The 22,686-nt window shown below is 62.2% G+C and carries 22 protein-coding genes; 6 read left to right on the top strand and 16 right to left on the bottom strand.

Annotated elements, in window-relative coordinates; genetic code table 11:
* Positions 1-282: 282 nt before the first annotated feature.
* The 13 genes from WBP06_RS03660 to WBP06_RS03600 form a co-directional block, all read right to left on the bottom strand.
* Positions 283-543 carry a helix-turn-helix transcriptional regulator gene (locus WBP06_RS03660; RefSeq protein ID WP_395331949.1) on the bottom strand — a complete coding sequence of 87 codons (261 nt, stop codon included), beginning with the start codon at positions 541-543 and terminating at the stop codon, positions 283-285.
* The gene (locus WBP06_RS03655; RefSeq protein WP_395331947.1) at positions 540-755 is read right to left on the bottom strand and encodes a DUF2274 domain-containing protein; all 216 of its coding nucleotides are present in this window, start codon (positions 753-755) and stop codon (positions 540-542) included. The genes WBP06_RS03660 and WBP06_RS03655 overlap by 4 nt, the downstream gene beginning before the upstream one ends.
* Positions 752-2,029, bottom strand: coding sequence for a TrbI/VirB10 family protein (locus WBP06_RS03650; RefSeq protein WP_395331945.1), 1,278 nt, complete (start codon positions 2,027-2,029; stop codon positions 752-754). The genes WBP06_RS03655 and WBP06_RS03650 overlap by 4 nt, the downstream gene beginning before the upstream one ends.
* Positions 2,026-2,844, bottom strand: coding sequence for a P-type conjugative transfer protein TrbG (trbG, locus tag WBP06_RS03645; RefSeq protein WP_395331943.1), 819 nt, complete (start codon positions 2,842-2,844; stop codon positions 2,026-2,028). The genes WBP06_RS03650 and trbG overlap by 4 nt, the downstream gene beginning before the upstream one ends.
* A complete protein-coding gene (gene trbF, locus WBP06_RS03640) occupies positions 2,841-3,659 on the bottom strand; it encodes a conjugal transfer protein TrbF (RefSeq protein ID WP_395331941.1) in 819 nt (272 codons plus the stop codon). Before trbF ends, trbG begins: the two co-directional genes overlap by 4 nt.
* 3 nt (positions 3,660-3,662) lie before the next feature.
* Positions 3,663-4,964, bottom strand: coding sequence for a P-type conjugative transfer protein TrbL (gene trbL, locus WBP06_RS03635; RefSeq protein WP_395331939.1), 1,302 nt, complete (start codon positions 4,962-4,964; stop codon positions 3,663-3,665).
* Positions 4,965-5,136: 172 nt separating this feature from the next.
* Positions 5,137-5,907 carry a P-type conjugative transfer protein TrbJ gene (trbJ, locus tag WBP06_RS03630; RefSeq protein WP_395331937.1) on the bottom strand — a complete coding sequence of 257 codons (771 nt, stop codon included), beginning with the start codon at positions 5,905-5,907 and terminating at the stop codon, positions 5,137-5,139.
* Between the two features lie 50 nt (positions 5,908-5,957).
* Entirely contained in the window at positions 5,958-8,387 is a 2,430-nt protein-coding gene (gene trbE / locus WBP06_RS03625) for a conjugal transfer protein TrbE (protein WP_395331935.1), read from the bottom strand.
* On the bottom strand, positions 8,381-8,653 hold the full coding sequence (locus WBP06_RS03620) for a VirB3 family type IV secretion system protein (RefSeq protein WP_324698935.1): 273 nt from the start codon (positions 8,651-8,653) through the stop codon (positions 8,381-8,383). Before WBP06_RS03620 ends, trbE begins: the two co-directional genes overlap by 7 nt.
* Positions 8,650-9,075, bottom strand: coding sequence for a TrbC/VirB2 family protein (locus WBP06_RS03615; RefSeq protein WP_395334021.1), 426 nt, complete (start codon positions 9,073-9,075; stop codon positions 8,650-8,652). Before WBP06_RS03615 ends, WBP06_RS03620 begins: the two co-directional genes overlap by 4 nt.
* Positions 8,996-9,961, bottom strand: coding sequence for a P-type conjugative transfer ATPase TrbB (gene trbB, locus WBP06_RS03610; RefSeq protein ID WP_395334020.1), 966 nt, complete (start codon positions 9,959-9,961; stop codon positions 8,996-8,998). The genes WBP06_RS03615 and trbB overlap by 80 nt, the downstream gene beginning before the upstream one ends.
* Positions 9,962-9,993: 32 nt before the next feature.
* Entirely contained in the window at positions 9,994-10,392 is a 399-nt protein-coding gene (locus tag WBP06_RS03605; RefSeq protein WP_395331932.1) for a CopG family transcriptional regulator, read from the bottom strand.
* A complete protein-coding gene (locus WBP06_RS03600) occupies positions 10,389-12,437 on the bottom strand; it encodes a conjugal transfer protein TraG (protein WP_395331930.1) in 2,049 nt (682 codons plus the stop codon). Before WBP06_RS03600 ends, WBP06_RS03605 begins: the two co-directional genes overlap by 4 nt.
* A 530-nt stretch (positions 12,438-12,967) precedes the next feature.
* On the opposite strand from WBP06_RS03600, the gene tnpA reads away from it, so the two are divergent.
* From tnpA to tnpC, 3 genes are all read left to right on the top strand, one after another.
* The gene (tnpA, locus tag WBP06_RS03595) at positions 12,968-13,426 is read left to right on the top strand and encodes an IS66-like element accessory protein TnpA (protein ID WP_395331928.1); all 459 of its coding nucleotides are present in this window, start codon (positions 12,968-12,970) and stop codon (positions 13,424-13,426) included.
* Positions 13,423-13,776, top strand: coding sequence for an IS66 family insertion sequence element accessory protein TnpB (tnpB, locus tag WBP06_RS03590; protein ID WP_395331926.1), 354 nt, complete (start codon positions 13,423-13,425; stop codon positions 13,774-13,776). The genes tnpA and tnpB overlap by 4 nt, the downstream gene beginning before the upstream one ends.
* Before the next feature lie 129 nt (positions 13,777-13,905).
* Positions 13,906-15,480, top strand: a complete 1,575-nt coding sequence (gene tnpC, locus WBP06_RS03585) for an IS66 family transposase (protein WP_395334018.1) — start codon at positions 13,906-13,908, stop codon at positions 15,478-15,480.
* 17 nt (positions 15,481-15,497) lie between these two features.
* Here the strand turns inward: tnpC and WBP06_RS03580 are convergent, their stop codons facing one another.
* From WBP06_RS03580 to WBP06_RS03570, 3 genes are all read right to left on the bottom strand, one after another.
* Positions 15,498-15,839 (bottom strand): hypothetical protein, encoded by a 342-nt coding sequence (locus tag WBP06_RS03580; RefSeq protein ID WP_395331924.1) that lies wholly within the window; start codon positions 15,837-15,839, stop codon positions 15,498-15,500.
* Between the two features lie 309 nt (positions 15,840-16,148).
* Positions 16,149-17,255, bottom strand: a complete 1,107-nt coding sequence (locus WBP06_RS03575; RefSeq protein ID WP_395331922.1) for a sensor histidine kinase — start codon at positions 17,253-17,255, stop codon at positions 16,149-16,151.
* A 437-nt stretch (positions 17,256-17,692) separates the two neighbouring features.
* The gene (locus tag WBP06_RS03570; RefSeq protein ID WP_395331920.1) at positions 17,693-18,286 is read right to left on the bottom strand and encodes a septation protein IspZ; all 594 of its coding nucleotides are present in this window, start codon (positions 18,284-18,286) and stop codon (positions 17,693-17,695) included.
* Between the two features lie 211 nt (positions 18,287-18,497).
* Here WBP06_RS03570 and WBP06_RS03565 point away from each other — a divergent pair, with 211 nt between their 5' ends.
* The 3 genes from WBP06_RS03565 to WBP06_RS03555 all read left to right on the top strand — a co-directional run bounded on the left by WBP06_RS03565 (position 18,498) and on the right by WBP06_RS03555 (position 22,292).
* Positions 18,498-19,049 (top strand): TetR/AcrR family transcriptional regulator, encoded by a 552-nt coding sequence (locus WBP06_RS03565; RefSeq protein WP_395331918.1) that lies wholly within the window; start codon positions 18,498-18,500, stop codon positions 19,047-19,049.
* Positions 19,050-19,284: 235 nt separating this feature from the next.
* Positions 19,285-19,470: a hypothetical protein gene (locus WBP06_RS03560; RefSeq protein WP_395331916.1), complete on the top strand. Its 186-nt coding sequence runs from the start codon at positions 19,285-19,287 to the stop codon at positions 19,468-19,470.
* Between the two features lie 791 nt (positions 19,471-20,261).
* Entirely contained in the window at positions 20,262-22,292 is a 2,031-nt protein-coding gene (locus tag WBP06_RS03555) for a glycoside hydrolase family 2 protein (RefSeq protein ID WP_395331914.1), read from the top strand.
* Positions 22,293-22,686 lie beyond the last annotated feature (394 nt).

The raw sequence follows: 22,686 nt of genomic DNA, 5'->3' as shown, positions 1-22,686 counted from the left end.
AACCACCTTTCGCTGATCTCAATCCTCGATGCGATAATCGATGGGTTTGAAAATGCCGCCATTGCTTGCGTAAGCTGAGCACGCTGTAAGCCCAATAATCACATCTTCCACCGCTCGCAGCGCGATTGAGTCGCCTGGGTTGCTCGGAGGGGGAAGCACCGATAGCTGACCTGCGGCTGCCCGCTGGCGCTCTGACAAACGAAGCTTACTGGATCGGTCGAAAATCCCCCATGGCGCGCATTGCCGACCTCCGTTCATCTCCCTCCCGCAGGAAAGCACGATTCAGGATGAATCGTCCTCGTATGACATTGGATCTTTAAGCCACTCTATGATCGCACTTTGACGCCATCCGGTACAGCGTTCCGCGATCCGAAGCTGCCGAGGAAACGTGCCAGCCTGGATCTTCCTGTACAATGTTGAGCGCGTAAGACCCGTTTGGTCAAGAACCGCGGAAAGGCGCAGAATTCGTTCGTGAGATTGGACGCTAGCCGCAGCCCCTCGTCCCTCCCCCTTAGCCAGCTTCGGCTGATCCCCGCCAGTCATTTTTGCCCTCTCTGCCGCTGAAAACCGCGGTCGCCCTCGAGGTATGCACTCAAGATGGCAGGGACCAATTCCGCGACAGGCAACGCGCCTCCGTACGCGGCCGCATATGCGCCGGCATAGTCCTGCAAGCTTTGCTGGAGATCCGGTGTCATCATAATCGTGAGTTTGATCGGCGTCTTGTCCGGCAGCTTCGCCAGCTTGATCGTGCTCATCGCGATCCCTCCCCATTCCACGGTGCCAAGACCAGATCCTGCCGGACCACCAGGCGCACCGGCGCGCCCGGCCGGATATCGATGGTCGGCTGAACGTCGAGATTGCGCTGGGTGATCTGGTCCCCGGCCCGCGACACGCTGGTCTGTGCGGACTCGCGGATCGCCTGCACCAGATCGCTTTCGCCGGTGATCGATAGCTCCGTGCCGACGCCGAGGAGCGTGGCGATGGCAACACCCTTCAGCAGCCGGCCCGTATGGAAGTTCACCTTGTCGGATAGTCCGGAATAGCCCGACGGATCGGCCGCCGGCATGTTATCGAGCCGCAGCGATTTCCCATCGGGCATCACCAGCCGCTGCCAGATGACCAGCGCCCTGCTCTGCCCATAGGCAACGACGCTGTCATACTTGCCAACGAGCCGCGCGCCTTGCGGGATGAGCAAGATTTGCCCCGTAGTGCTGTCGAATACGCTCTGGGTAACCTGGGCCACGACCATTCCCGGCACATCGGAATTGACGCCCGTCACAAGGCTCGCGGCAATCACACTGCCCGCCATCAGCATGTAGGGCGAGACTGGCGCTGCCACGCTATGCGGGTTCACATCGCCGCGCTCCTCGAGCTTCTCGGCGAACTGGCTTTTGCGATCAGTGCCCCCAGACGCAGCGGTTTCGCCACATTCCGTTGGTCCCGCATCAGTGCCCGTTGCCGCCACCGATGGGGCGGCGGCCACGTTCGCCCCGGCAGCGGGATGCGCACCTTGAACCAGCAGCGAAGACTGCATCGCCGCCTTGAGCTCGGCCGCGCGCTGTTGCTGCACCTCACCGGTACCCGGCGCGACGACAGGCGCCAGGCCAGCACCGGCCAACTGACGCTGCTGCGCCATCAGGATCGGCCGGCCGAGGTCGCCGGGAAGCGGAGGTCCGAGTTTCGGCACGTCGCCATAGCTCTTGGGTAGCCCTGCCAGTGCCTCATCCGAAGGCTTCCGGTCCGGCTGTGACACGGTGCTCTCAGCGATCATCCGGCCAGCCACGCGGGGTTGGAGCGCGATCCAGGCGATGCCGATCAACGCGAGCGCCGCCAGGACGCTGCCACCGATGATCACTTCCTTCCTGAACCGCGTGACTCGCGGCGTCATCGCCCGGATCGCCAGCGTCTCGGGATCGAGCTTCGCCGGTGACCGAACCTCCGCCTCGGGTCGCTCTGCGGCGTCCCGGGACGATGCCGAAGTGGGCGGGGCCGCGTCCGGATTGGGTTGTGTCGTTGGTTCGTCGCTCATCGCCGCGCCCTCCCCTCGCCGCCTCGGGTGATCCGCACGACCTGCTGCTTCCTGGTGCCAAGCCGAAGCTCCGCGACCGCAAAGATCCGATCGACCACATAAAAGCGGCCTTTCATGCGGTAATTGACCAGTTCGGCCGCGCCATCCGCGCCAATCAGGAACAGCGGCGGCGCTTCGTCCACACCGATCGAGGCCGGAAACTCGATGAAGGTTTGCCTGCCGTCATCGAAGGCGCGCAGCGGGCGCCAGCTCGGCACGTCGCCAGTGATCCCATAACCGAAGTAGAGCTGATCAACGCCAAGCCCGGATGCAACCGGCCTCACCGCTTCGGCCGCAGCCTGTGCTGCCTTGACCGCCACCAGCTCATCGAGCGGATAGTTCCACGAGAGCGCCGTCATTCCCGCGCTGGTCTGGCTGGTCAGCAAAAGATGATACGTGCGCCGATCCGTGGTGATGACGAGGTTGGTCGCGAGCCCGGCACTGAACGGCTTCACCAGGACATGTGTGCGCTTGTCGTCGCCAGTTCCACTGGAGGTATCGCCGATCACCCAGCGCGCCGTGTCACCGGCGGCGACCGCGATCAGGCTCTCGCCCGCCTGCAAGGCGATATCGGTGATCATGCCCGGTTGCGTATAGGCATGATACACGGTGCCATCCGACCAGAGATAGACCTGCCGGGCATTGACCCAGGCGTTGGATGACGGTTCCGCGCTGCCGTGGCGTATGACGCCCACGGGCACCTTTGCGCTCGCCGGCAAATCCACCGGATGGACACCCACGGCAAAGGCCGCTGCGGCCAGCAGCGAAGTCTTCATGGCAGAACCTCCTTGGCTTCATCAGGATTGGAAAGGGTTGGTGTGACCGGCGCAGGCTCTTCGCGGACTGGGTCGGACAGATTGGATGGCAATGGTGATGGCGGCCGCGAAGCAGCCACCGGCGGTGCGGGGACCTCGAGCTCACGGCTCCAATCGATGGCATCGACGTAGATGCCGAGCGGGTTCTTGCGCAGCGTCTCGCTGTCTTTGGGCGGCTGCTCGACGATGCTCAGGATCGCCGTCCAATGGCTGGTCCCCGAGGCACTGCCGCGCTCGTATGCGTTCTCTATCCACTTGACCTGGAAGCTGGTGTCCGAAGCCCGGACAACGCTGGTCACCTGGACCGACACGCTGCGTTCCCCGAGCCCCGTCAACGCTCCCGATGCCCGTGCATATTCACTCAGGAAACGGCTCCCGCGCTGGGTCGAGAAATCGTAGGCCTCGAGCCAGCCCTCGCGCATGACGACCGGGTCGAGCGAGATACCCCGCACATGACCGATGAATTTGGACAAGGCCCAAGCGATCTGCGGATCGGTCGGCTGGTAGCGGGCCTCTGCCTCGCTGACCGCGCGCGGCTCGCCGAGCCTGTCGACGGCCACGACATAGGGCACCACACGGCTCTGTAGTGATTGCCAGATGAGGCCGCCCGCCATGCTGCAGGAGAGCCCGAGGCAGCCGAAGGCCATGATCCGCCAGTTCCGGGCCTGAACCCGGGCCGAGCCGATCCGCTCGTCCCAGAGCTGCGCGGCGCGTTGAAAAGGCGTCTCGGGAAGCGGAGTGCGCCCATAGAGCTGGACGCTGCGTTTGAAGCGCATGGGTCAATCGTTCCTTTCGCTGATGTCGGGTGTGGTGGAGCCGCCGCCGCGATCCCCCTGCTGGACGGCATGGATCGCGACATCGCGGCGATGACGGGCGGTCTGTTCGGCCCGCAGGGTCTTGGCCCATTGCGGCGTTCCCTCTCCGCCTTCGGCCGTCGTTTCCGATGGCGATGAGGAAGCGTTCGAATTGTCGGATTGCGAATTCGGGGAGGAGGTACCCGCGGAGGGCTGCGGCGCTGATGGCCCTGACTTCGACGGAGCCGCGGCATGCCCAGCCCCTCCGGCTGGAGCCGAATGGCCGCCGCTCGGCCCCGCATGGCCCGGGCCGCCGTGGCTACCCGATCCTGCGACGGATGCGCTCGCACCCATCGAGGTACCGGCGCGGATTCCCGTCAGCGCAGTCTCGGCAAGACGGGCACCCGCGACCACGCCGCCGCCTGCCAGCATGGCAACGCCGCCGGCGCCAAGCGCCGTACCGGCGGCCGCGCCGGCTCCGAGCTGCGGTGCCCCTGACGCCAGACCGCTGGCGACCGACGGCGCGAAGATACCGAGGCCGAAAAGCGCGAGGCTCGCGAGCACAAGGCTCATCGCCTGGCCGACATCGGGCTCCTGCCCTTGCAGCGCCTGCGTGAACTGATCGAAGAAGTTCGAGCCGATGCCGACAATGACAGCGAGCACCATGACCTTGATGCCCGAGCTCACGACGTGGCCCAGCACGCGCTCGGCCAGGAAACTCGTCCGGTTCCACAGCGCAAACGGCACCAGGATAAAACCGGCAAGCCCCACCAGCTTGAACTCTATGATGCAGACGAACATCTGCACGGCGAGGATGAAGAAGGCGAGGATCACCAGCAGCCAGGCGAGCAGCAGCACGACGATCTGCAGGGCATTCTGGAAGAAGCTGGTGACGGTGAGCAGCTTGCCCGCCTGCTCGAGTAGCGGCCATGCTGCAGAAAAGCCGGTCCCCGCCAGGCGCCCGGGCCGCAGCAGGTCGTCGGCGGTGAGCGCGCCGCCGCCGGCGGTGATCCCGGCCTGCGCAAAGGACCGAAAGATGATGCCCGCGAGCGTCGAGAAGTTGTTGATGATGAACGCGAAGGCGCCGACGTAGAGCACCTTGCGGATGAACCGGCCAAGCACATTGTCCTCGCCGGCGAGCGCCCAGAACAGGCCCGCCAGCGTCACATCGATCGCGATCAGCGTCGCGGTCAGGAACCGGACATCGCCGCCCAGCAGCCCGAAGCCGCTGTCGATGTAGCGGACGAAGGCGGTCATGAACTGATCGATGATGTTGAGGTCGTCCACGTGCGTTCATCCTGTTTGGCTGCGTGAGCAAGGCGCGAGACATCGCGCTCAGCGCAGCACTGAGTTGGAGGGTGTCGCGGGGCACGGCCGGGGATAGGAGCACGTGCCCCGCGACGCGGCGACGGGAGAGGCAGTCCGCCGCCGCTATCGGATGTGGCGAGCCGGCTGCGACCTATTGCGGAGTGTACGCAGAGCCTGAGCCAAGGAACTTTGTCATCGCGGCCTGCGCTTCGCTCTCGGCCTGCGCCCGGTTGGCATCGCCCACCGACTGGGCGCGGAACTGGGCGGCCAGCATCTGCTGGATCTGGAACTGCTGCTTGGCCGTCAGTGCGAGCAGCTGGTTGGTCACCTGCAGTGCCTGCAGCGCCCCCTCTGCGCCCTGGCTGCGCTGGACCAGCGCATTCATCGTCGTCGCATCGGCCTCGACATTCTCGGCGATCTGCGCCTGCATCACCGCCGTGTGGCGATAGGCCGTGACTTCGGTGTCGAGCCGCGAACGTGCCGCCGTCACCTGCTCATCGAGCTTTAGCGACTGACTGAAGGCGCCCGGATAGAGCCGACTGAACTCCTGATCGACGCTCGCGATCTTGAACTGGATGTTCTGCGCCTGCCCCATAAGGATGTCGATCTTCTGGAGCGTCTGCGTCAGCGCCTGCAGCTCGGGGAAGCTCACCGTCGAGAGATTCTTCGCCTGATTGGCGAGACTCTGGGCCTCGTTCTGCAGCGACTGGATCTGGTTGTTGACCTGCTTGAGTGCCCGGGCCGCCGTCAGCACGTTCTGCGCGTAGTTGCTCGGGTCGTAGACGACCAATGCATGGGCAGGCGGACTGGCAATCATCGCATCGAGCACAAGGCCGCAGGTAGCCACGAGCGCCACGACGGCAACGCCGGTACCGAACCTGCGGATCGGCTTGGTCGGAAATGGGCGAGACGAGATCTGCATCATCATTCTCCTTCAGGTCGGTGTCAGTGCTTCACTTCGGGCAGCTCGGGTCAGGCGCTTGGCCCCGGATACGTTCCGATCAGATCGCCCGCCCAGGCAGCGCGCGTTCCCTCAAGAAAGCGCGCGAAGAACTGGTCGCGACCATGTTCGGCAAGCACTGCATCGATCCGCGCCTGCGTCATCGGATCGGAACTGCCGCACAGCGCCAGCGCCACATCCCCCAGCCCAAGCTCGAACAGCCGGTTCCCTCGGGCCGATTGCAGGTAGTAATGGCGCTTTGGCGTCGAGCGGGCGATCAGCTCGATCTGCCGTTCGCTGAGGCCGAAGCGCTCATATATCTCGCGGCTTTGCGGCTCGACTGCACGGTCGTTGGGCAGAAGGATGCGCTGCGGGCAGCTTTCGATGAGCGCGGGCGCGATCGGCGAGCCGGCGATGTCGGCGAGGCTCTGCGTGGCGAACAGCACCGAGACGTTGCGTTTGCGTAGGACCTTGAGCCATTCGCGGATGCGCGCCGCGAACAGCGGATGATCGAGGAAGATCCACGCCTCGTCGAGCACCAGCAAAGTCGGCCGACCGTCGAAACGCTCCTCGAGCCGGTGGAACAGATAGGTCAGTACCGGACCGACGACCGAGGCATGCCCCATCAGCGCGTCGGTCTCAAAACATTGCAGGTCCGCGAGATGGAGCAAACTCTCCGAGGCATCGAGCAGACCGCCATAAGGCCCGTCGATCGTGTAAGGTCCGAGCGCCGTGCGCAGCGCCTTCGATTGCAGCAGCAGGGTAAGGCCCGTGATTGTACGCTCCGCAGGCGGCGCGCTCGCGAGGCTGCCCAGCCCCAGCCAGACTTGATCTTTCACCTCCGGGGTGACGACCACGTTTTCCTGCGCCAGGATGGCACCGATCCAGTCGGCTGCCCATGCGCGCTGCGCCGGGTCATCGATCTCGCGCAGGGGCTGGAAGGCCATCTCACCTGCTTCACTGCCGAGCCCAAGCGCATGATGCGCGCCGCCGCAGGCGAGTACCGCCGCCCGCGCCGACAGTCCCTTGTCGAACACATAGACCTGCGCGCCCGGATAGCGGCGGAACTGCAGGATCATCAGCGCCAGCAAGACGGATTTGCCCGCGCCGGTCGGCCCGGCCACGAACATGTGCCCGACATCGCCGACGTGGTTCGACAGCCGGAACGGCGTCGATCCCGAGGTCTTGGCATGGAGCAAGGCCGAGCCACGCAGATGATCGTTGCCAGCAGGTCCGGCCCAGACCGCCGAAAGCGGCATCAGGTGGGCAAGCTTCAAGGTGTGAACCATCGGCTGGCGGACGTTGGCGTAGACGTGACCCGGAAGCGAAGACAGCCAGGCTTCGACCGCGTTGACGCGTTCGCGGATCGTCGTGAAGCCGAGACCACCCAGCACACGTTCAATTTGTCGCATCTTGGCTTCGACGGCACTGCAGTCGGTATCGCTCACCGTGATCGTCGTCGTCAGATAGCCGAAGGCGACATGGTCGCCCCCCAGCGCCTGGAGCGCGAGATCGGCATCGGCGACCTTGTTGTCGGCATCACTGTCGAGGAGCTGCGTGGGCGTGTTGTACATCACTTCGCGCAGCATGGCGGTCAGCGACTTGCGCTTGTTGAACCATTGCCGGCGCAGGCTGGTCAGGACTTTGGTGGCCTCCGCCTTGTCGAGCGCGATGAAGCGGGTGACCCAGCGATAGGCAAAGTCCTGATGGTTGAGCGCATCGAGGATGCCGGGCCGACTGACATTGGGAAATCCGAGCACCGAGATAGTTCGGATGTGCCGATCGCCCAGAATCGGTTCGAGCCCGCCCACCAGCGGTGTGTCAACGAGGAGCCCATCGAGATACATCGGCGTTTCAGGCACGCGCACCGGATGCCGCCGGTCCGAGATCGTCGTGTGAAGGTAGGTCAGCAGCTCCGCGCTATCGAGCGCGCGGATCTCTGGCATGAAGCCGTCGAAGAGATCGAGCGCGCGGTCGGTCTCAGCAATGAAGCCTGCGAGCGAAGCGCGCCAATCGCGGCCCTTCTCATCGTCGGCGCGCTCGACAAGCCGTCGCCCTGCAGCATCCTCGCTGTCGGCCGGCGGCAGCCAGGTCAGCGTCAGGAAATAGGCGCTCTCGTAATGCTTGCCCTCGGCCAGGAAGGCGGCGCGTCGTTCGCGGTCGACCAGCCAGCTTGCCGCGTCGGGAAAGGGATCGTCGGGATAGCTAGCCGCTTCGCGCCGCTCGGCCTCGAAGAACAGCGCCCAGCCCGAGCCGAAACGGCGCAGCACATTGTTGGCCCGCGCCGCGATCGAGACGAGTTCGGCTTCGGTCGCCGATTCCAGATCGGGTCCGCGAAAGGCAAGGACCCGCAGGAAGCTGCCGTCCTTGTTGAGCACCACACCGGGCGCGACCAGCGCAGCCCAGGGCAGATGGTCGGCAAGGCGGGCGGCCTTGCTCCGATATTCGGCGAGGTTCAGCACGCGAGATATCCTTTCTGGCGCAAATGGCGGAGCAGGACAGGCGCAAAGTCGGGATCGCGCCGTGCCGCGAGCACGGCGAGGCTATGCCCCGCTGCCCAGATGAAGAGGCCGGCCAGCCATTGCTGGAGCCCGAGGCCGACGGCCATGGCGAGCGTTCCATTGACGATGGCGATCCCGCGCGGCGCCCCGCCCAGAAGGATCGGTGCACCGAGGCTCACATGGATCGGGACCTCGAAGCCCTCGATGTGCTGGCCGGCCGCCATCATGCGATCAGCGCTCCGCCGCCGAAGCTGAAGAACGAGAGGAAGAAGCTCGAAGCGGCAAACGCGATCGAGAGGCCGAAGACGATCTGGATCAGTCGGCGGAAGCCGCCCGAGGTCTCACCGAACGCCAGCGTCAGACCGGTGACAATGATGATGATGACCGCAACGATCTTGGCGACAGGTCCCTGCACGGATTCCAGGATCTGCTCGAGCGGTTCCTCCCAGGGCATGCCGGAGCCAGCAGCCCAGGTTTGCACAGAGACCGTGAGCGAGGCAGCGATCGCGATGATCGCGGGCACCGCCGTGCGCGGGTCGATGTGCTGAAGTCTTGACGTCTTCATGGGGTCATTCTCCTTGCTTGGTGGAAGGGAAGCAGACGGACGGAAAGCAGAGCTCGTGCAGGCGGTACTCGCCGCTAACCGCATCGAAGCCATCGAGAGTGGCTATGGCCGAGATCCGGCGGGCAAGGCCGCGCCCCGAGATCACGACGATGAGATCGATGGCTTCGGCTATGAGGTGACGCGGCACCGTAACGACGGCCTCCTGCACCAGTCCTTCAAGCCGGTGCAGCGCGGCGGATGCGCCGTTGGCATGGATCGTTGCGATCCCGCCCGGATGACCGGTGTTCCAGGCCTTGAGCATGTCGAGCGCTTCGGGTCCGCGCACTTCTCCGACGATGATGCGATCGGGCCGCAGGCGCAGGGTCGAGCGAACGAGGTCGGCGATCGTCGCGACGCCCTGCCGGGTACGCAGCGCTACCGTATCGGGCGCCGGGCACTGGAGTTCGCGCGTGTCCTCGATCAGCACCACGCGTTCATCGAGCGCGGCTATCTCGGCGAGCAGCGCATTGGCGAGCGTGGTCTTACCGGAGCTGGTGCCGCCGACGACCAGCACGTTCCGGCGATCCAGCACCGCCATGCGCAGGATCTCCGCCGCCTCCGGCGTCATGATGTCCTCCGCCACATAGTCGGCGAGCGTGTGGATGCGCGCGGCCGGTTTGCGGATGGAGAAGCACGGCGCCAGCGACACCGGCGGCAACACGCCTTCGAAACGCTCACCAGCACCCTCGCCATGCGGGGGAAGTTCCGCCGATACGATCGGGCTGTCGGCGTGGACTTCGGCGCGGGCGTGGCTTGCAACCAGGCGGATAATGCGCTCGACCTGTTCGGCTGCGAGACGCACATCGGTATCCACCCTGCCCTCGCCAAGCAAATCGACCCGCAGCGTGCCGTCAGGATTGACCATGATCTCGATAACGCGCGGATCGCCGAGCGCTGCCTCAATCGCCGGGCCCATCGCCGTGCGCAGCATTGCGCGCCGGCGCGCGGCGGTTTCGTCGCCGCTCACCGCCCGGTCTCACCACCAAGCGTGCGCTTTCCAAGCGCGACCTGCCGAGCGACTTGCGAGAGGAATGCTTCAAACCGCAGGCTCCCGGCAGCCCGCCCCGATTGATCGTCTTCGGCAAGCGGCGGGCTCACCGTGAGAACGTAGCGAATGAAGAGAGCCAGGGTCTCGAGTTCGATGGAGCTCTCGCGGACCAGCCGATCCAGCTTATGCGTCATTGCATCGAGCCTGCGGCCGAACATCTCGTCCAGCTCGGAGTACGCTGCGCGATCGAGCCAGGCGACGAATGCCGTTGCAAGAAGATCGGACTTGCTGACACCTTTGCCTGCCGCGAGATTGGCGAGCCTATCGCTCACGGGCTGTGTCAGGAAAACCTGATGGCGGATCTTCCTGCTCATTCGCCGAGCCCCAATTGAAGCTGGTCGGCGCGTTCGCCGGCATTGAGCGCGTAGGTAGCCCGAACCAGTCGCTGCTGGGCCAATCGGTCGAGCGCACGCTTCTCGGCGGCGAGATCGTCGACATCATCGGGTAGACCCAGGGCATCGGCGGGCGCCGGCTCATCGACGGGAGCAGGCGGCCCAGCGGCTTCTGGCTGGCGGGCCTGATCGAGGCCATCTTCGTCGTTATCCCCATCGCCAAACATTGCCGCCAGACGATCATCGACCGCGCGAATGGAGCCCGACCAATCGTTGGGACTCGCCGGTGGCACATCCCGATATCCGGTCTCACCTGGCTGCGGGGGAGCAAGTACACAGCCGGAAAATGTCGGATCGCTGTAGTAGCGCAGCTTGGACGCGCGGATTGGGCGAGTGCCGGAGACGAGCACCAGCTCCTCGCTTGGTTCCAGCTGCATGACTTCGCCGGGCGTCAGCAGCGCGCGGGCCGTTTCCTGGCGGCTCACCATGACATGGGCGAGCCACGGCGCGAGCCGGTGCCCGGCGTAATTGCGCATAGCCCGCTGCTCGGTCGCAGTGCCGAGGGCATCGGAAATCCGCTTGGCCGTGCGTTCGTCGTTGGTCGCGAAGGCTACCCGAACATGGCAATTGTCGAGGATCGAGTTGAATTCGCCGTAGGCTTTCTCGATCTGGTTTAGGCTCTGCGCAATAAGGAAGGCGCGGACTCCGTAGCCCGCAAGGAAAGCAAGGCTGGTCTCGAAGAAGTCGAGGCGGCCAAGCGCCGGGAACTCGTCTAGCATCATCAGGATCTGGTGGCGCGAGGCTTTTGTCGAACGCTGACCCGCGACCGGCTGGCTTGGCAGTTCCTCGGTCAGCCGGCGACCGATCTGGTTGAGGATCAGGCGAATGAGCGGCTTGGTGCGACTGATGTCCGAGGGCGGAACGACCAGATAGAGCGACAACGGATGCCGGCCACTGACGAGATCCGCGATGCGCCAGTCGGACACTGCCGTCACCGCCGAAACCGTTGGATCGCGGTAGACACCCAGGAACGACATCGCGGTTGAAAGGACGCCGGAACGCTCGTTTACCGACTTGTTGAGGACCTCGCGAGCAGCCGAAGCGACGACCGGATGAACACGGGGCGCTTCCTTGCTGCCCAAATGGTTGGTCGCCATCATGGCGTGCAACGTGTTGGCGAAGCTGCGGGATGGATCGGAAAGGAACGTCGCGACACGCGCCAGCGTCTTTTCCTCCTCGGCGTAGAGCACATGGAGGATGGCGCCCACCAGCAGGGAGTGACTGGTCTTTTCCCAGTGGCTGCGGCGTTCCAGAGCGCCTTCAGGATCGACGAGGATGTCGGCAATGTTCTGGACATCGCGCACTTCGTGGATGCCGCGGCGCACTTCCAGGAGCGGATTGTAGCGCGTAGAGCGCGGATCGGTCGGATTGAACAGCAGACAATGCGAAAACCGCGACCGCCAGCCGGCCGTCAGATTCCAGTTTTCGCCCTTGATATCGTGAATGATGGCAGAGCCGGTCCACGCGAAAAGCGTCGGCACGACAAGCCCAACGCCCTTGCCCGAACGGGTCGGCGCAAATGCCATGACATGTTCCGGACCGTCATGGCGCAGGTACTTCCCGTCGACATGGCCGAGAAAAACACCACGGGAAGCCAGCAAGCCAGCGTTGCGGATGTCGCGAAAGCTTGCCCAGCGGGCGGAGCCGTAAGTCGTGACGTTCTTGCCTTGGCGTGCGCGCCAGACTGAACCGGCGATGGCAACGCCGCAACCAACAAGCCCGCTGGTCGCAGCAATGGCCCCTGCCTCATCGAAGATAATCGGCGCGTAGGCATCGAAGTGGTACCACCAGACGAAAATGGACCAGGGGCGATAAACGGGAAGTTTTCCGATCCAGAACCATGCGCCGCCGAGTTCAGGCTGGTAGGCCAGCTCCGCCGCCGCCCATTGCGTCGAAACCCAGACGCCGGCGACGACGATCGCCAGTACAAGCAGGATTTGGTCGATGAGCAGTCGGGTCGGGGTCATGGCGCTCTCCGGCGCGCCGAAGGAATATCCTTCGAAGCTCCGGAAGAGTCCCGAATTTTGCATCCTCGGGACAGATACCGATAGTGCCCCTTAAGGTTCACATAGTGAGCAGTTAGTGCCCGTCCTAACCAGCTGCCACAGTCAGCTTCCGAATCGAGATCCGTTCCACATTCCCCGAGTCGCGGTGATGTGAACCCGGCTTGCGCCAACCAACAAAAACGCAATCGGGGACTTCAGAGTTTCAGGCAGTCCACCACGAAGGGACCGCTGATTTTGGTGATCTCGGTCTTCGACTGCTTCTAAGTCCCCGTCCGTGCAGCCCAGAATATGGAATACCGATCGCCCCACGCCAAAGACGACCTCATCACAGATCGTGACGTAACGCTCGACGCGCGGTTCCTCGCCGACCTGACCGAGAGCATGCGCGGCACAGTCGTAAGCGTACGGCCTCCGGCGTGTTGTCGCATCCGGCGTTGGCGCTGATGGACTTCCGCTAAGGAGTCTCTTTCTGGACTCCAGAAGGAGGCCGAGTGAAGGACCGGGTAGAGATCATCACACGCACCGAGCGGCGCAGAAAGTTTTCGGATGCCGAGAAGACGGCGATCCTCGCCGAGGCAGATGCAGACGGAGTATCGGTCCGTCAGGTCGCAGAGCGCCACGAGATTGCCGAGAGCCGAATTTACAACTGGCGATCGGCGCGTCGTCAGGCGGCGGCCATCGCCAGCGAGGCGCTCGAGTTCATTCCCTATGGCGCGATCATAACGGCGGAACCTGCGGCCGCGCCGGCGGTTCCCGAGCCCCAGAAGGCGCCGCGACCTGTTTCGTCGCCGATGCCGCCAGCGCCGGACGAACTGGTCCGACCGCATCCCGGCGCTCGCCCCGGCGCGATAGACATAGATCTGCCCAGCGGCGTTCGCCTGTCGGTGGACAGCTACGTCAACGAGAAGGCATTGGCCCGCGTTCTACGGGCATTCCGGGACGTGTCGTGATTTCGCTGGCGCCCGGAACGAAGGTCTATCTGGCGAGCAAGCCGGTCAGCATGCGGCTCGGTTTCGATGGGCTGGCTGCATTGGTCCGCCCGCTATTCGCGGTCGAGCCCTACGGCGGGCATGTCTTCCTGTTCCGCAGCAAGAGCGGCAACTACCTGAAGGCACTGCATTGGGACGGGAGCGGGCTTTGTCTGTTCGCGAAGCGTTTGGAACGCAGCCGTTTCGTCTGGCCGCCGCTCATCGACGGCGGTGTCGTACTCACCCCAGCGCAGTTTGCGCTGCTGATCGAAGCAATGGATTGGCGGCGCACAGTAGCCCCTGATCCGCCCCGCCTGCCGGTGCAGATTTGACGCGATAATCGCCGCATTTCCGGGCTTTCTGCTTGGGCGGAAGGCCGGATTCTGCTAACGGGAAGCGTGTCTCCCGACGATCTCGAACTCCCTACCGATCCCGCAGAACTGCGCGCTTTTGCGGAGGCCATGCGCGCACGTCTGGCTGTTTCGGAGCAGGCGCTGGAAGCCGAACGGGCGGACCATGACGCGACCCGCGAGAAGCTTCAGACTGCTCAAAACTCGATCAAGCTGACGGCGCTGCAGATCGAGAAGTTCAAGGTCCAGCTGGCCCGCCTCCGGCGCATGAAGTTCGGTCAATCATCGGAACGCCTTGCCCTTCAGGCCGACCAGCTCGAGTTGACGCTGGAGGATCTCGAGGCCGAGCATGCCCATGCGGAGTGTGTGATCGAGGGGCATGTGCCCGAAGATTCCCCGGCTAGGGCTGCCCCTCGCAAGCCTCGCCGTGCTCCGCTGCCCGATCATCTTCCTCGCGACGAGGTCATGCACGCAGCGCCGGATGCCGACGGCTGCTCCGCGTGTGGGGGCACGATGGGCAAGCTCGGCGAGGACGTGACCGAAGTGCTGGAATATGTCCCCGGCCGCTTCCGCGTCGTCCGTCATGTCCGGCCCAAGCTGTCCTGCAACCGCTGCGATGCAATCAGCCAGGCACCGGCCCCGGCGCTTCCTGTGCCGCGCGGCCGTGCTGGTCCCGGCCTGCTGACCCACGTTATCGTTTCCAAGTTTGCCGATCATCTGCCGCTGTACCGCCAGTCACAGATTTACGCTCGCGAGGGCGTGGAGATCAGCCGTTCGACCATGGCGGACTGGCTCGGCCAGGCAAGCTGGCTGCTGCAGCCGCTGGTCGATCGGATCGCCGACCACGTCATGGCCAGCGTGAAGCTCCACGCCGACGACACACCCGTCCCGGTATTAGCGCCGGGGACCGGGAAGACGGCGACCGGCAGACTATGGGTCTACCTTCGCGATAACCGACGATGGAGCCATCTGGACAAGCCGGCAGCGCTGTTCCGCTACAGCCCCGATCGCAAGGGCGAGCGACCGCGTGAGCACCTCAAGACATTCGCAGGCTTCCTGCAAGCCGATGCCTATGCCGGTTTCGAGCGCCTCTACGCGAGTGATCGCCAGCCAGCCCCGATCACGCCCGTCGCGTGTTGGGCGCATGCGCGGCGCAAACTCAACGATGTCTACAAGGCGGATCCGCACTCAGTTGCGCTCAAGGGCCTGCAGATGATCGGCGCGCTTTACGACGTCGAGCGGCAGATCGTGCGTGAGCCGGCGGATTTTCGTCGCAAGGCCCGTAAGCTCTCGAAGCTCAAGGCGCTGGAGTTCTTCGTCTGGGCCGATGACGTACTGTCCAAGGCATCGGCCCGGTCGCCGCTGGCCGAGGCGCTGCGTTATGCCGTGAAGCTCAAGCCGCAACTGCTCACCTACACCGACGACGGCAGGCTGGAGATCGACAATAATCCGGCGGAGAATGCCCTGCGGAGTATCTGCCTCGGCAGGAAGAATTGGCTTTTTGCTGGCGCCGACTGCGGCGGTGAGCGAGCTGCCGCCATGTACTCATTGCTCGAAACGGCCAAGCTTAACGGCGTCAATCCGCAGGAGTGGCTCGCGGATGTGCTCGATCGCATCGGCAAGGGCCACCCGATCAACCGGGTCAATGAATTGCTACCGTGGAACTGGCCCACCCCGCTGGAGTGAGCGCCCATTTTGAGTGGTCAGCTGCCGTTCCTGCGGAGAGTCTTGTCGATCATCCAGAAGTGAAGAAGCTGGATGAGAACGAACAAAGCACCAATCCCGATGAGTGTCGGAACTACCATGCCCTCTTGGCCTGGCCTCGGTTGCATGTTGAGTGACAAAACGACAAAACTCAGAAGCACACAGAATGCCAGCGCCGGAATAAAAGCGAGGGCCACTAGCCGCGGCACCGACCAGGTCACGTTCCCGTCTAGCCACCACTGCATCGGCAATCGATCTTCAAGGCGGAACCGGGCATTAGCCGATCGAGCTAGGCCACAAAGCGCCAAAGCAAAGAGAACCGCAATGATGACTAAGGTCATGCGCCAACCTCCGAGACTGGATAGCATCCTACCATGCAACAGCGGTTAGGGGGGCATTTTTCTGCGACCGACCTTTAAAATCGGACGCTTACGCACAGTCAGCTTGCGAGTGAAAGTGAATGCCGGAATTGCGCGCCGCTGCTATGTATTCACTGCCCCAAAGCCGCCGCCTAATATCCCTGGGTCGGTATTTCAGGTCCGCTGGAGCAGCCGTCCAGTGTCCGCGCTGCAGCAGGACCGTTTGGAAAATTCATCATGTGGATTGCGTAGTACGATGAGTAGCTATGAGAACGGATACTCCGCAAATTCCTAGCTGAGGAGTTCTGTCAGCGGTGTTCGCATTTCCAGCTTGAAGCCATTGGTTTCGTAGCTGCGCATCAAGGTACTTCGGCTCCCCAGCCCCATGTCTACGAGGCGAGTGCCAAATCCCTTTCGGTCCGGCTCGGAAACCGGCGGCCCTCCCGCTTCCAGCCAGCAAAGGGTCAGGTTTTCGTCCTCGATCGACCAGCAAAGGCTTACGCGGCCCGAAAAACGAGAAAGTGCACCATACTTGGCTGCATTGGTGGCAAGTTCGTGGAGGATCAACGAAAGAGAGATGGCTGTTTGCGAGCCAATCGGAAGCTCAGGGCCCCTCGCGGATATACGATGATCGTGGTTGTGCGGTTCCAGCGAGGCTTGAATTACCTCGGTCAGAGAGGCGGCAGCCCAATCGCGGCGCAAGAGGACGTCATGGGCATGTCCAAGTGCCTGAAGCCGACGGGAAAGACTTTCCATTGCACTCGGATCAGCTGCGCCACGTAACGTTTGCGAGACAATCGCCTGGACAAGCGAAAGCGTGTTTTTGAGGCGATGCCCAAGTTCTGCGTTGACCAACGCCAAGTTGGCTTGCGCCTCCATTTTGCCAGTGGTTTCCACCACGGTATCCAGCATGCCCGCGATACTTCCATCAGCCAAACGCAGAGGGCTGTAACAAAACGTGAACCAGGCTTGCTCACTCTGACCGGAGCGGTTGATGAGGAGCGGAAAGTCCTCGATGTATGTTGGAATGCCGGCATAGGCGCGCTCGGCAATGGGCCCAATCGTATCCCATGCTTCTGCCCAGATGGCCGCAAACGATTGTCCGAGGGGTTCTGGTTTGTTTCCCAGGATGGGCAGGAAAGCGTCATTGTAAATCGTTGTCAGGTCCGGCCCCCAGACAATTGCCTTGGGGAAGCTGGAATCGAGAATTTGCCCAACTAAGATCTCAAGTTCGGACGGCCACTCGGCGCGAGGGCCCAGAGGGGTCCTGCTCCAATCATACTCGTCGACCTTGCGGCGCATGATCGAGGAGGGCGAGAGTCCTTCAACAGCCGGTCGTTCCGTTATGATGCCGTCGGCCGGTGCGATTTCTTCCGATGCATCCTTGGTCTGATCCATTGCTTTCCGTTCACAGCACCACCCCTCAGTGTGCCAACCCTCGTACCGCCTCTTCAATTTCTGACAAATGAAATCTCGATGAAAGAGGTTATGATGGCGGCATGATCGTTTTTACGCTGTCGGTGGATGGGTGCTAGCCGCTCCTACTTCCTTAGCCCGCAAGTCGGATTGACATGGTGATGGCAAAATCCAGCATGTTGGCTTGGGGAATGGCTGCTCTTACGGTGACCACCAAGTGTGTTGGGCGACTGAGTTTTGGATCAGCCACGAATGGGCTCCTCGAAATCGCGAAAAGGAATGGCCGACATTCTGTTGCCTCGGTGCCGACGTCTTTGACCGATCCATTACTGTCCTTCAGTCATCAATTTTTTCTGGCGGCAGAACCTCGGCCATTCAGGATCTACACCTGGATTTTACGGCGCTAGATGCAACGGTTTTCAAAATGACTGTCCTAACGCAGCGGTCGCTGCGTTTCGCATTTGCCGGCGTGCTCGCCTCTTCCCGATGCCTTTCAGCAAAGTGAACTGCACCATGAACAGCAGCGACTTGATGGCCATCGACCAGATTGCCATCGCACTGGCCCACGCCACCACGCTGTACCTCAGGGCCAGCACGAGGTTCAGCGCTGCCGAGACAAACATCAGGCCGGACCAGACGTAGCCTGAAATGACGATCAGATCCGGCACGTATTCGCGCGCACGCGGAGGCATGTATCGGTCCATCCAGCCTCGCTGCAGCATGGCGCAGCCTATCAAAACATAGACGACCGAAGGCTTGGCGAGCATGAAGCGAATGTCGTGCGTCAACAACGTCGCACCGGCTCCCGAGAGGACTACCACCAATCCGATCCACTGCAGGGCGTCGATCCGCTGGCGATGCCACAGCCGCCAACCAAATTGACCTAGCGCCACGGCGAGCCCGAGAAGCAGCGCGGGAATGAGGCTGCCGGTCCATGCGTGGAGCGCGAAGAACACCAGCGTCCCGGCCAAATCAAAAAGAATTCCACGGGCGGCTCCGAAGAGGTCCTTCATGCCCGGTCATTCCAGGAACGCCGCGGCATCACGGTGTCGGGATTAATCGGACCAAGATCCCTACCGAAGATGGCGGTTCGGCGCATAAGACAGCAACTCCGGTTTTGAGCGATGTGGCGTCGCTGTATACAAAATTGTCAGTAGTTGCTATCCCCAAAAGGTGACTGAACGATCCAAACGCATTCGCCGCACCGCTGAAGAAGCACGCGAAATGATTCTCGATGCTGCAGAACGCACTACGCGCAACGGGCCGGCGGGCATGCGGCTGCAGGATATCGCACGCGAGGCCGGGGTATCGCATCCCACGATCCTACATCATTTCGGAAGCCGCGAAGGGCTGCTCCAGGCCCTGAACGCGCGCGCCATCCGACAGCTCACTCGCGACCTATCCGGGGCGATGGCCTCCGCGCAATCGGGCCGCGAAAGTGTGGCGCGCACCTTTGCGACCTACCGCGATGGCGTTGCGCAACGCCTGATCTGGTTGATCCAGTCTGACGCCCTGCAAAAGGGGCGGCGGCTTGAGATGTTCGACGAAGTCGTCGAGAGCCTGCACCGAGCTCGCCTTGGCTTCGCAGGACCTGGTCCCGTTCCAGACATAGCCGACACGAGAAGGACCATCCACCTCATCACAGTGGCCGCGCTCGGCGACGCCCTTCTTGGCGGGCAGTTACGTAACGCGGGTGCCAGCGAAGCGGTTGAACGAGATGCCTTCGAACAGTTTTTGTCCGAGCTGATTGCCTGCCATCTCACGCAAGGAGCCTGAACGAGCGCAAGCTGTTCAGGGGGTTATTCCGACCCAACTTACGCCCTTCCCGTGAGGTTGCTGACTGTCCGCTGACGTCAGACCAGTCTTTCGCAAATTGGACAGCTGCCATCGGCTAGGCGACGACGCAAGTCGTTCCGCTTGCCAAATGCCGTTCCAGAACCTGCCGTTCAAGACGTCCTAGCGCTAATTGGCCTGAACGACGGTGACCAGAGGCGCTCTCGGGCGGGTGGAGATGGCGCTGGCCCCGTTCATGACCAACCACGCCATTGTGATGAACCCGCTGTTCGCCGCGTTGGGCATTGCCAGATTGTTCGCACCGTTCAGGGTCGCGCTACTCAAGAACCTACGTTTCGTGCCATTGCAGCAATTGTCGTGGTTGTCATTGTCAGGTTGGACCACGGCAAGGACTATTATCTAGCCCCGCTCCATCCCTCACTCTTCGCCATCGGCGCCGTTACGCTCTTCCACTTGCCAGGAAGCGTCCGAGAAAGGTCATTAAGGTCACCGCCGGTATCGGCATGGCTTGTGCCGTCGTCATTCCGCCCGTTGTCGCACCGACGGCGTTGCCGGTTCTCTCTCCAGCAGCGCTTGCGAGCCATATGGGCCGGATCGGTATCGCTCAGCAGGCGCAGTTTCAAGTTTACCGTCCTGCCTCAGCTTTTGCGGGCCAGTTGGGCGGGCACGATTCGCCGGTCAGGTTGAAGCGGCATGGGATGCGAATTCGCGCGGAAACAGGCATTAAGGTCATAAATTACGGCGGAGCTGCGGCGGTCGATTTATACGGCCAGCACCTGCCCCTGCCCTAACGAGCCACAACCAGTAGTTCCTGTGGGATCTGCGCGAACAGAACCCGCGAAATCTGCTAGTCGCTCAGGTCAATCCGGCAGCCCGCAGCCCTACGGCGAAGCAGTGACCCTGCCAGGCAAGATCTGTTCGCAGTGGAATGGCTTGCGAGAACGACAAAGTGATTGCGCTTTGCGAAAGGGTGAAGCCGCCGTCCATGCAGTTCTGGCCAGAAAACAATAGCTTCAGCTAAGCTCGGCCTGATACACCGTGCGGGTTCCGCCCGTCAGCAAATTGCCATTGATCCAACTACCGAAAGTGCCTTCATTGCCCACTTTTTCCATTCGCCTATGCGTGTTGGCATTTCTCCTAGTTTTCCTGCCTCGACAGGCCGAAAGTAAGGTTGATGGAAGTTTGGCGCGGAGCATGATCTCGCTGGATGCGGGGTGGATGTTCCATCGCGGCGACGTCAAAGACGCGCAGGAACCCGCGTTCGACGACAGAGAGTGGACGGCGATTACTCTCCCTCATACCTTCAATGGCGCCGATGGTGACGACGGCGGCACATATTTCAGAGGTGCCGGTTGGTATCGGCGCACCATGACGCTCGAGCGGTTGGTCCCTGAACGACGCGTCTGGCTACAATTTGATGGTGCGGCCATAGCCACTGAGGTCTGGGTGAATGGGCAAAAAGTGGGCCGCCACGAAGGGGGATATGCCGGGTTTCGATTCGATGTAACTTCTGTGCTCCGCGCCGGAAACAACACCATTGCCGTTCGTACCGACAATGCACCATCACGTTCCATCACACCTCTTGGCGGTGATTTTACGGTATTCGGCGGCCTGTATCGCCACGTTTGGCTGGTCGAAGTCCCGTTGGCTCATATCGATATGGCCGATTTGGGAGGCCCCGGGGTCTATGTTACGACCCGTGAACTAGATGCAAAGCGGGCGAAAATCGAGGCCCGCGTGCTACTGCGCAATGACGGGCCTGCGGACGACCGAATGCCACTTACCGTGCTCGTACGTGACCCAAGCGGCAACATCGTTTCCACTTCGCGTCGCCTGGTGCGAATAACGGCGAACATGGCGATCTCAACCACGATTAGCCTTTCGATTGATGCTCCGCACATGTGGCAAGGCCGCAGCGATCCGTATCTGTATTCAGTCACTGCTGAGCTTGGAGGCGATGCCGTTACAGTCCCCCTAGGACTGCGATCCATTGCTTTCGACCCCAAGCGCGGTTTCTTGCTCAATGGGCAGCCATACCTCCTTCACGGGGTCAATCTATTCCACTCAGGCAGACCCGGCAGAGGTCTGGCCGTAAGCGATTCTGAAGTTGTTCAGGACATGCAGACTCTGGATGAACTAGGCGTCACTGGGGTGCGCTTTGCGCACTTTCAACATTCGCAAACGGCCTATGATGAAGCGGATCGCCGAGGCTTTGCGATCTGGACCGAACTCGGGCTGAACGGAGTAAGTGATCCAGGCCAGAAATTCTTACAAAATGCAGCGATGCAACTGCGCGAGCTTATCCGCCAGAACTACAATCATCCGTCAGTAATACTGTGGGGGTTGGGCAACGAAGTTTACGCCACCACGCCGGATGTCCCGCGCTTGCTCGGGGCGCTGCAGGCCGTTGCCCACGAGGAGGACCACAGCCGGCCGACCGTCTATGCTCATTGCTGTCAGGCAGACGACGACAAAAAAGCGATGGTCACCGACGTGATCGGATTTAATCGCTATTTCGGTTGGTACCCCGGACAGGAAGGCACAATCGGGAGTTGGGCGCAGCGATACCATGCGCAACATCCCTCACGCGCGTTTGCAGTCAGCGAATACGGCGCCGGTGGCAGCATCCTCCACCAACAGCTTGTCCCTCCTGAAGACAATGCGCCTGCCAGTGGCTGGCATCCAGAACAGGCGCAGACACGTTATCACATCGAGAATTGGCGTGAACTGAAGGACCTTTCCTACGTCTGGGGCAAATTCGTGTGGGTAGCCTTCGACCTTGCTTCCGACGGTCGACATGAAGGAGACAGGCCCGGGATCAACGATAAGGGCTTGGTCACCTACGATCGATCAGTACGAAAAGATGCGTTCTACTGGTACCAGGCTAATTGGTCTTCGGTGCCGATGATCCATCTGGCGGACAGGCGGTTGGCCCGTCGCAGTGAGGCGCAGACCTTGGTTCGCGCCTTTACCAATGACTCAGAAGCTACACTCAGCGTCAATGGTCGCAGCTTGGGACGTGCCGAGGTAACAGACCATATAGTGCAGTGGCGGAGCGTGCCGCTGCAGATGGGCGATAACCTGATAGTCGTAGAAACACCCGGTGCCCGCGATGAGATGCATTTGGTTCGGATTGTACCCTCGGCCCTCGGTGCATCCGAGATACCGCAGAACGTAATGCCCCAAACGTCCTCAATCCCAACGAACAAACCACCAGGACAATAATGCAATAATTACCCCCGGCGGCCTCATAAAAATCGTATATCTTCGCGAAATCAGCCTCACCGCGACTTGCTCTAGAGGCCCACGCCAGTCTTTGTCTTACAGGGATCGAAGTAGGGCTTTCTCGACGGCGATGTGTATCGCTACGATATCGATCACTACCTCGCCATCCGGGCCGGCGGTTCGCCTTGGCGTAGCCCGATCTATAGTGGGCCATGTTCATGAACTTCGGCCGCTCGGCATTGGCACGACCGGTTCCTCCCGAGATGGATCGTTCCGCCTCCAAAGCGCTGCGACACCAGCTCATCAGATCGTGCCCGCGACCGAGGGCGGCTCAAATCGAGTTATCCAGCACTGCCCCTGCCAGCGTCTAAACTACGACGAGCTCGGAAAAGTG

Origin of the sequence: Novosphingobium mississippiense (assembly GCF_044029535.1) — a bacterium.
Lineage (GTDB): Bacteria > Pseudomonadota > Alphaproteobacteria > Sphingomonadales > Sphingomonadaceae > Novosphingobium.
Note: the sequence above shows the minus strand (reverse complement) of the source record. Positions and strands in the feature narration are given on the sequence as shown.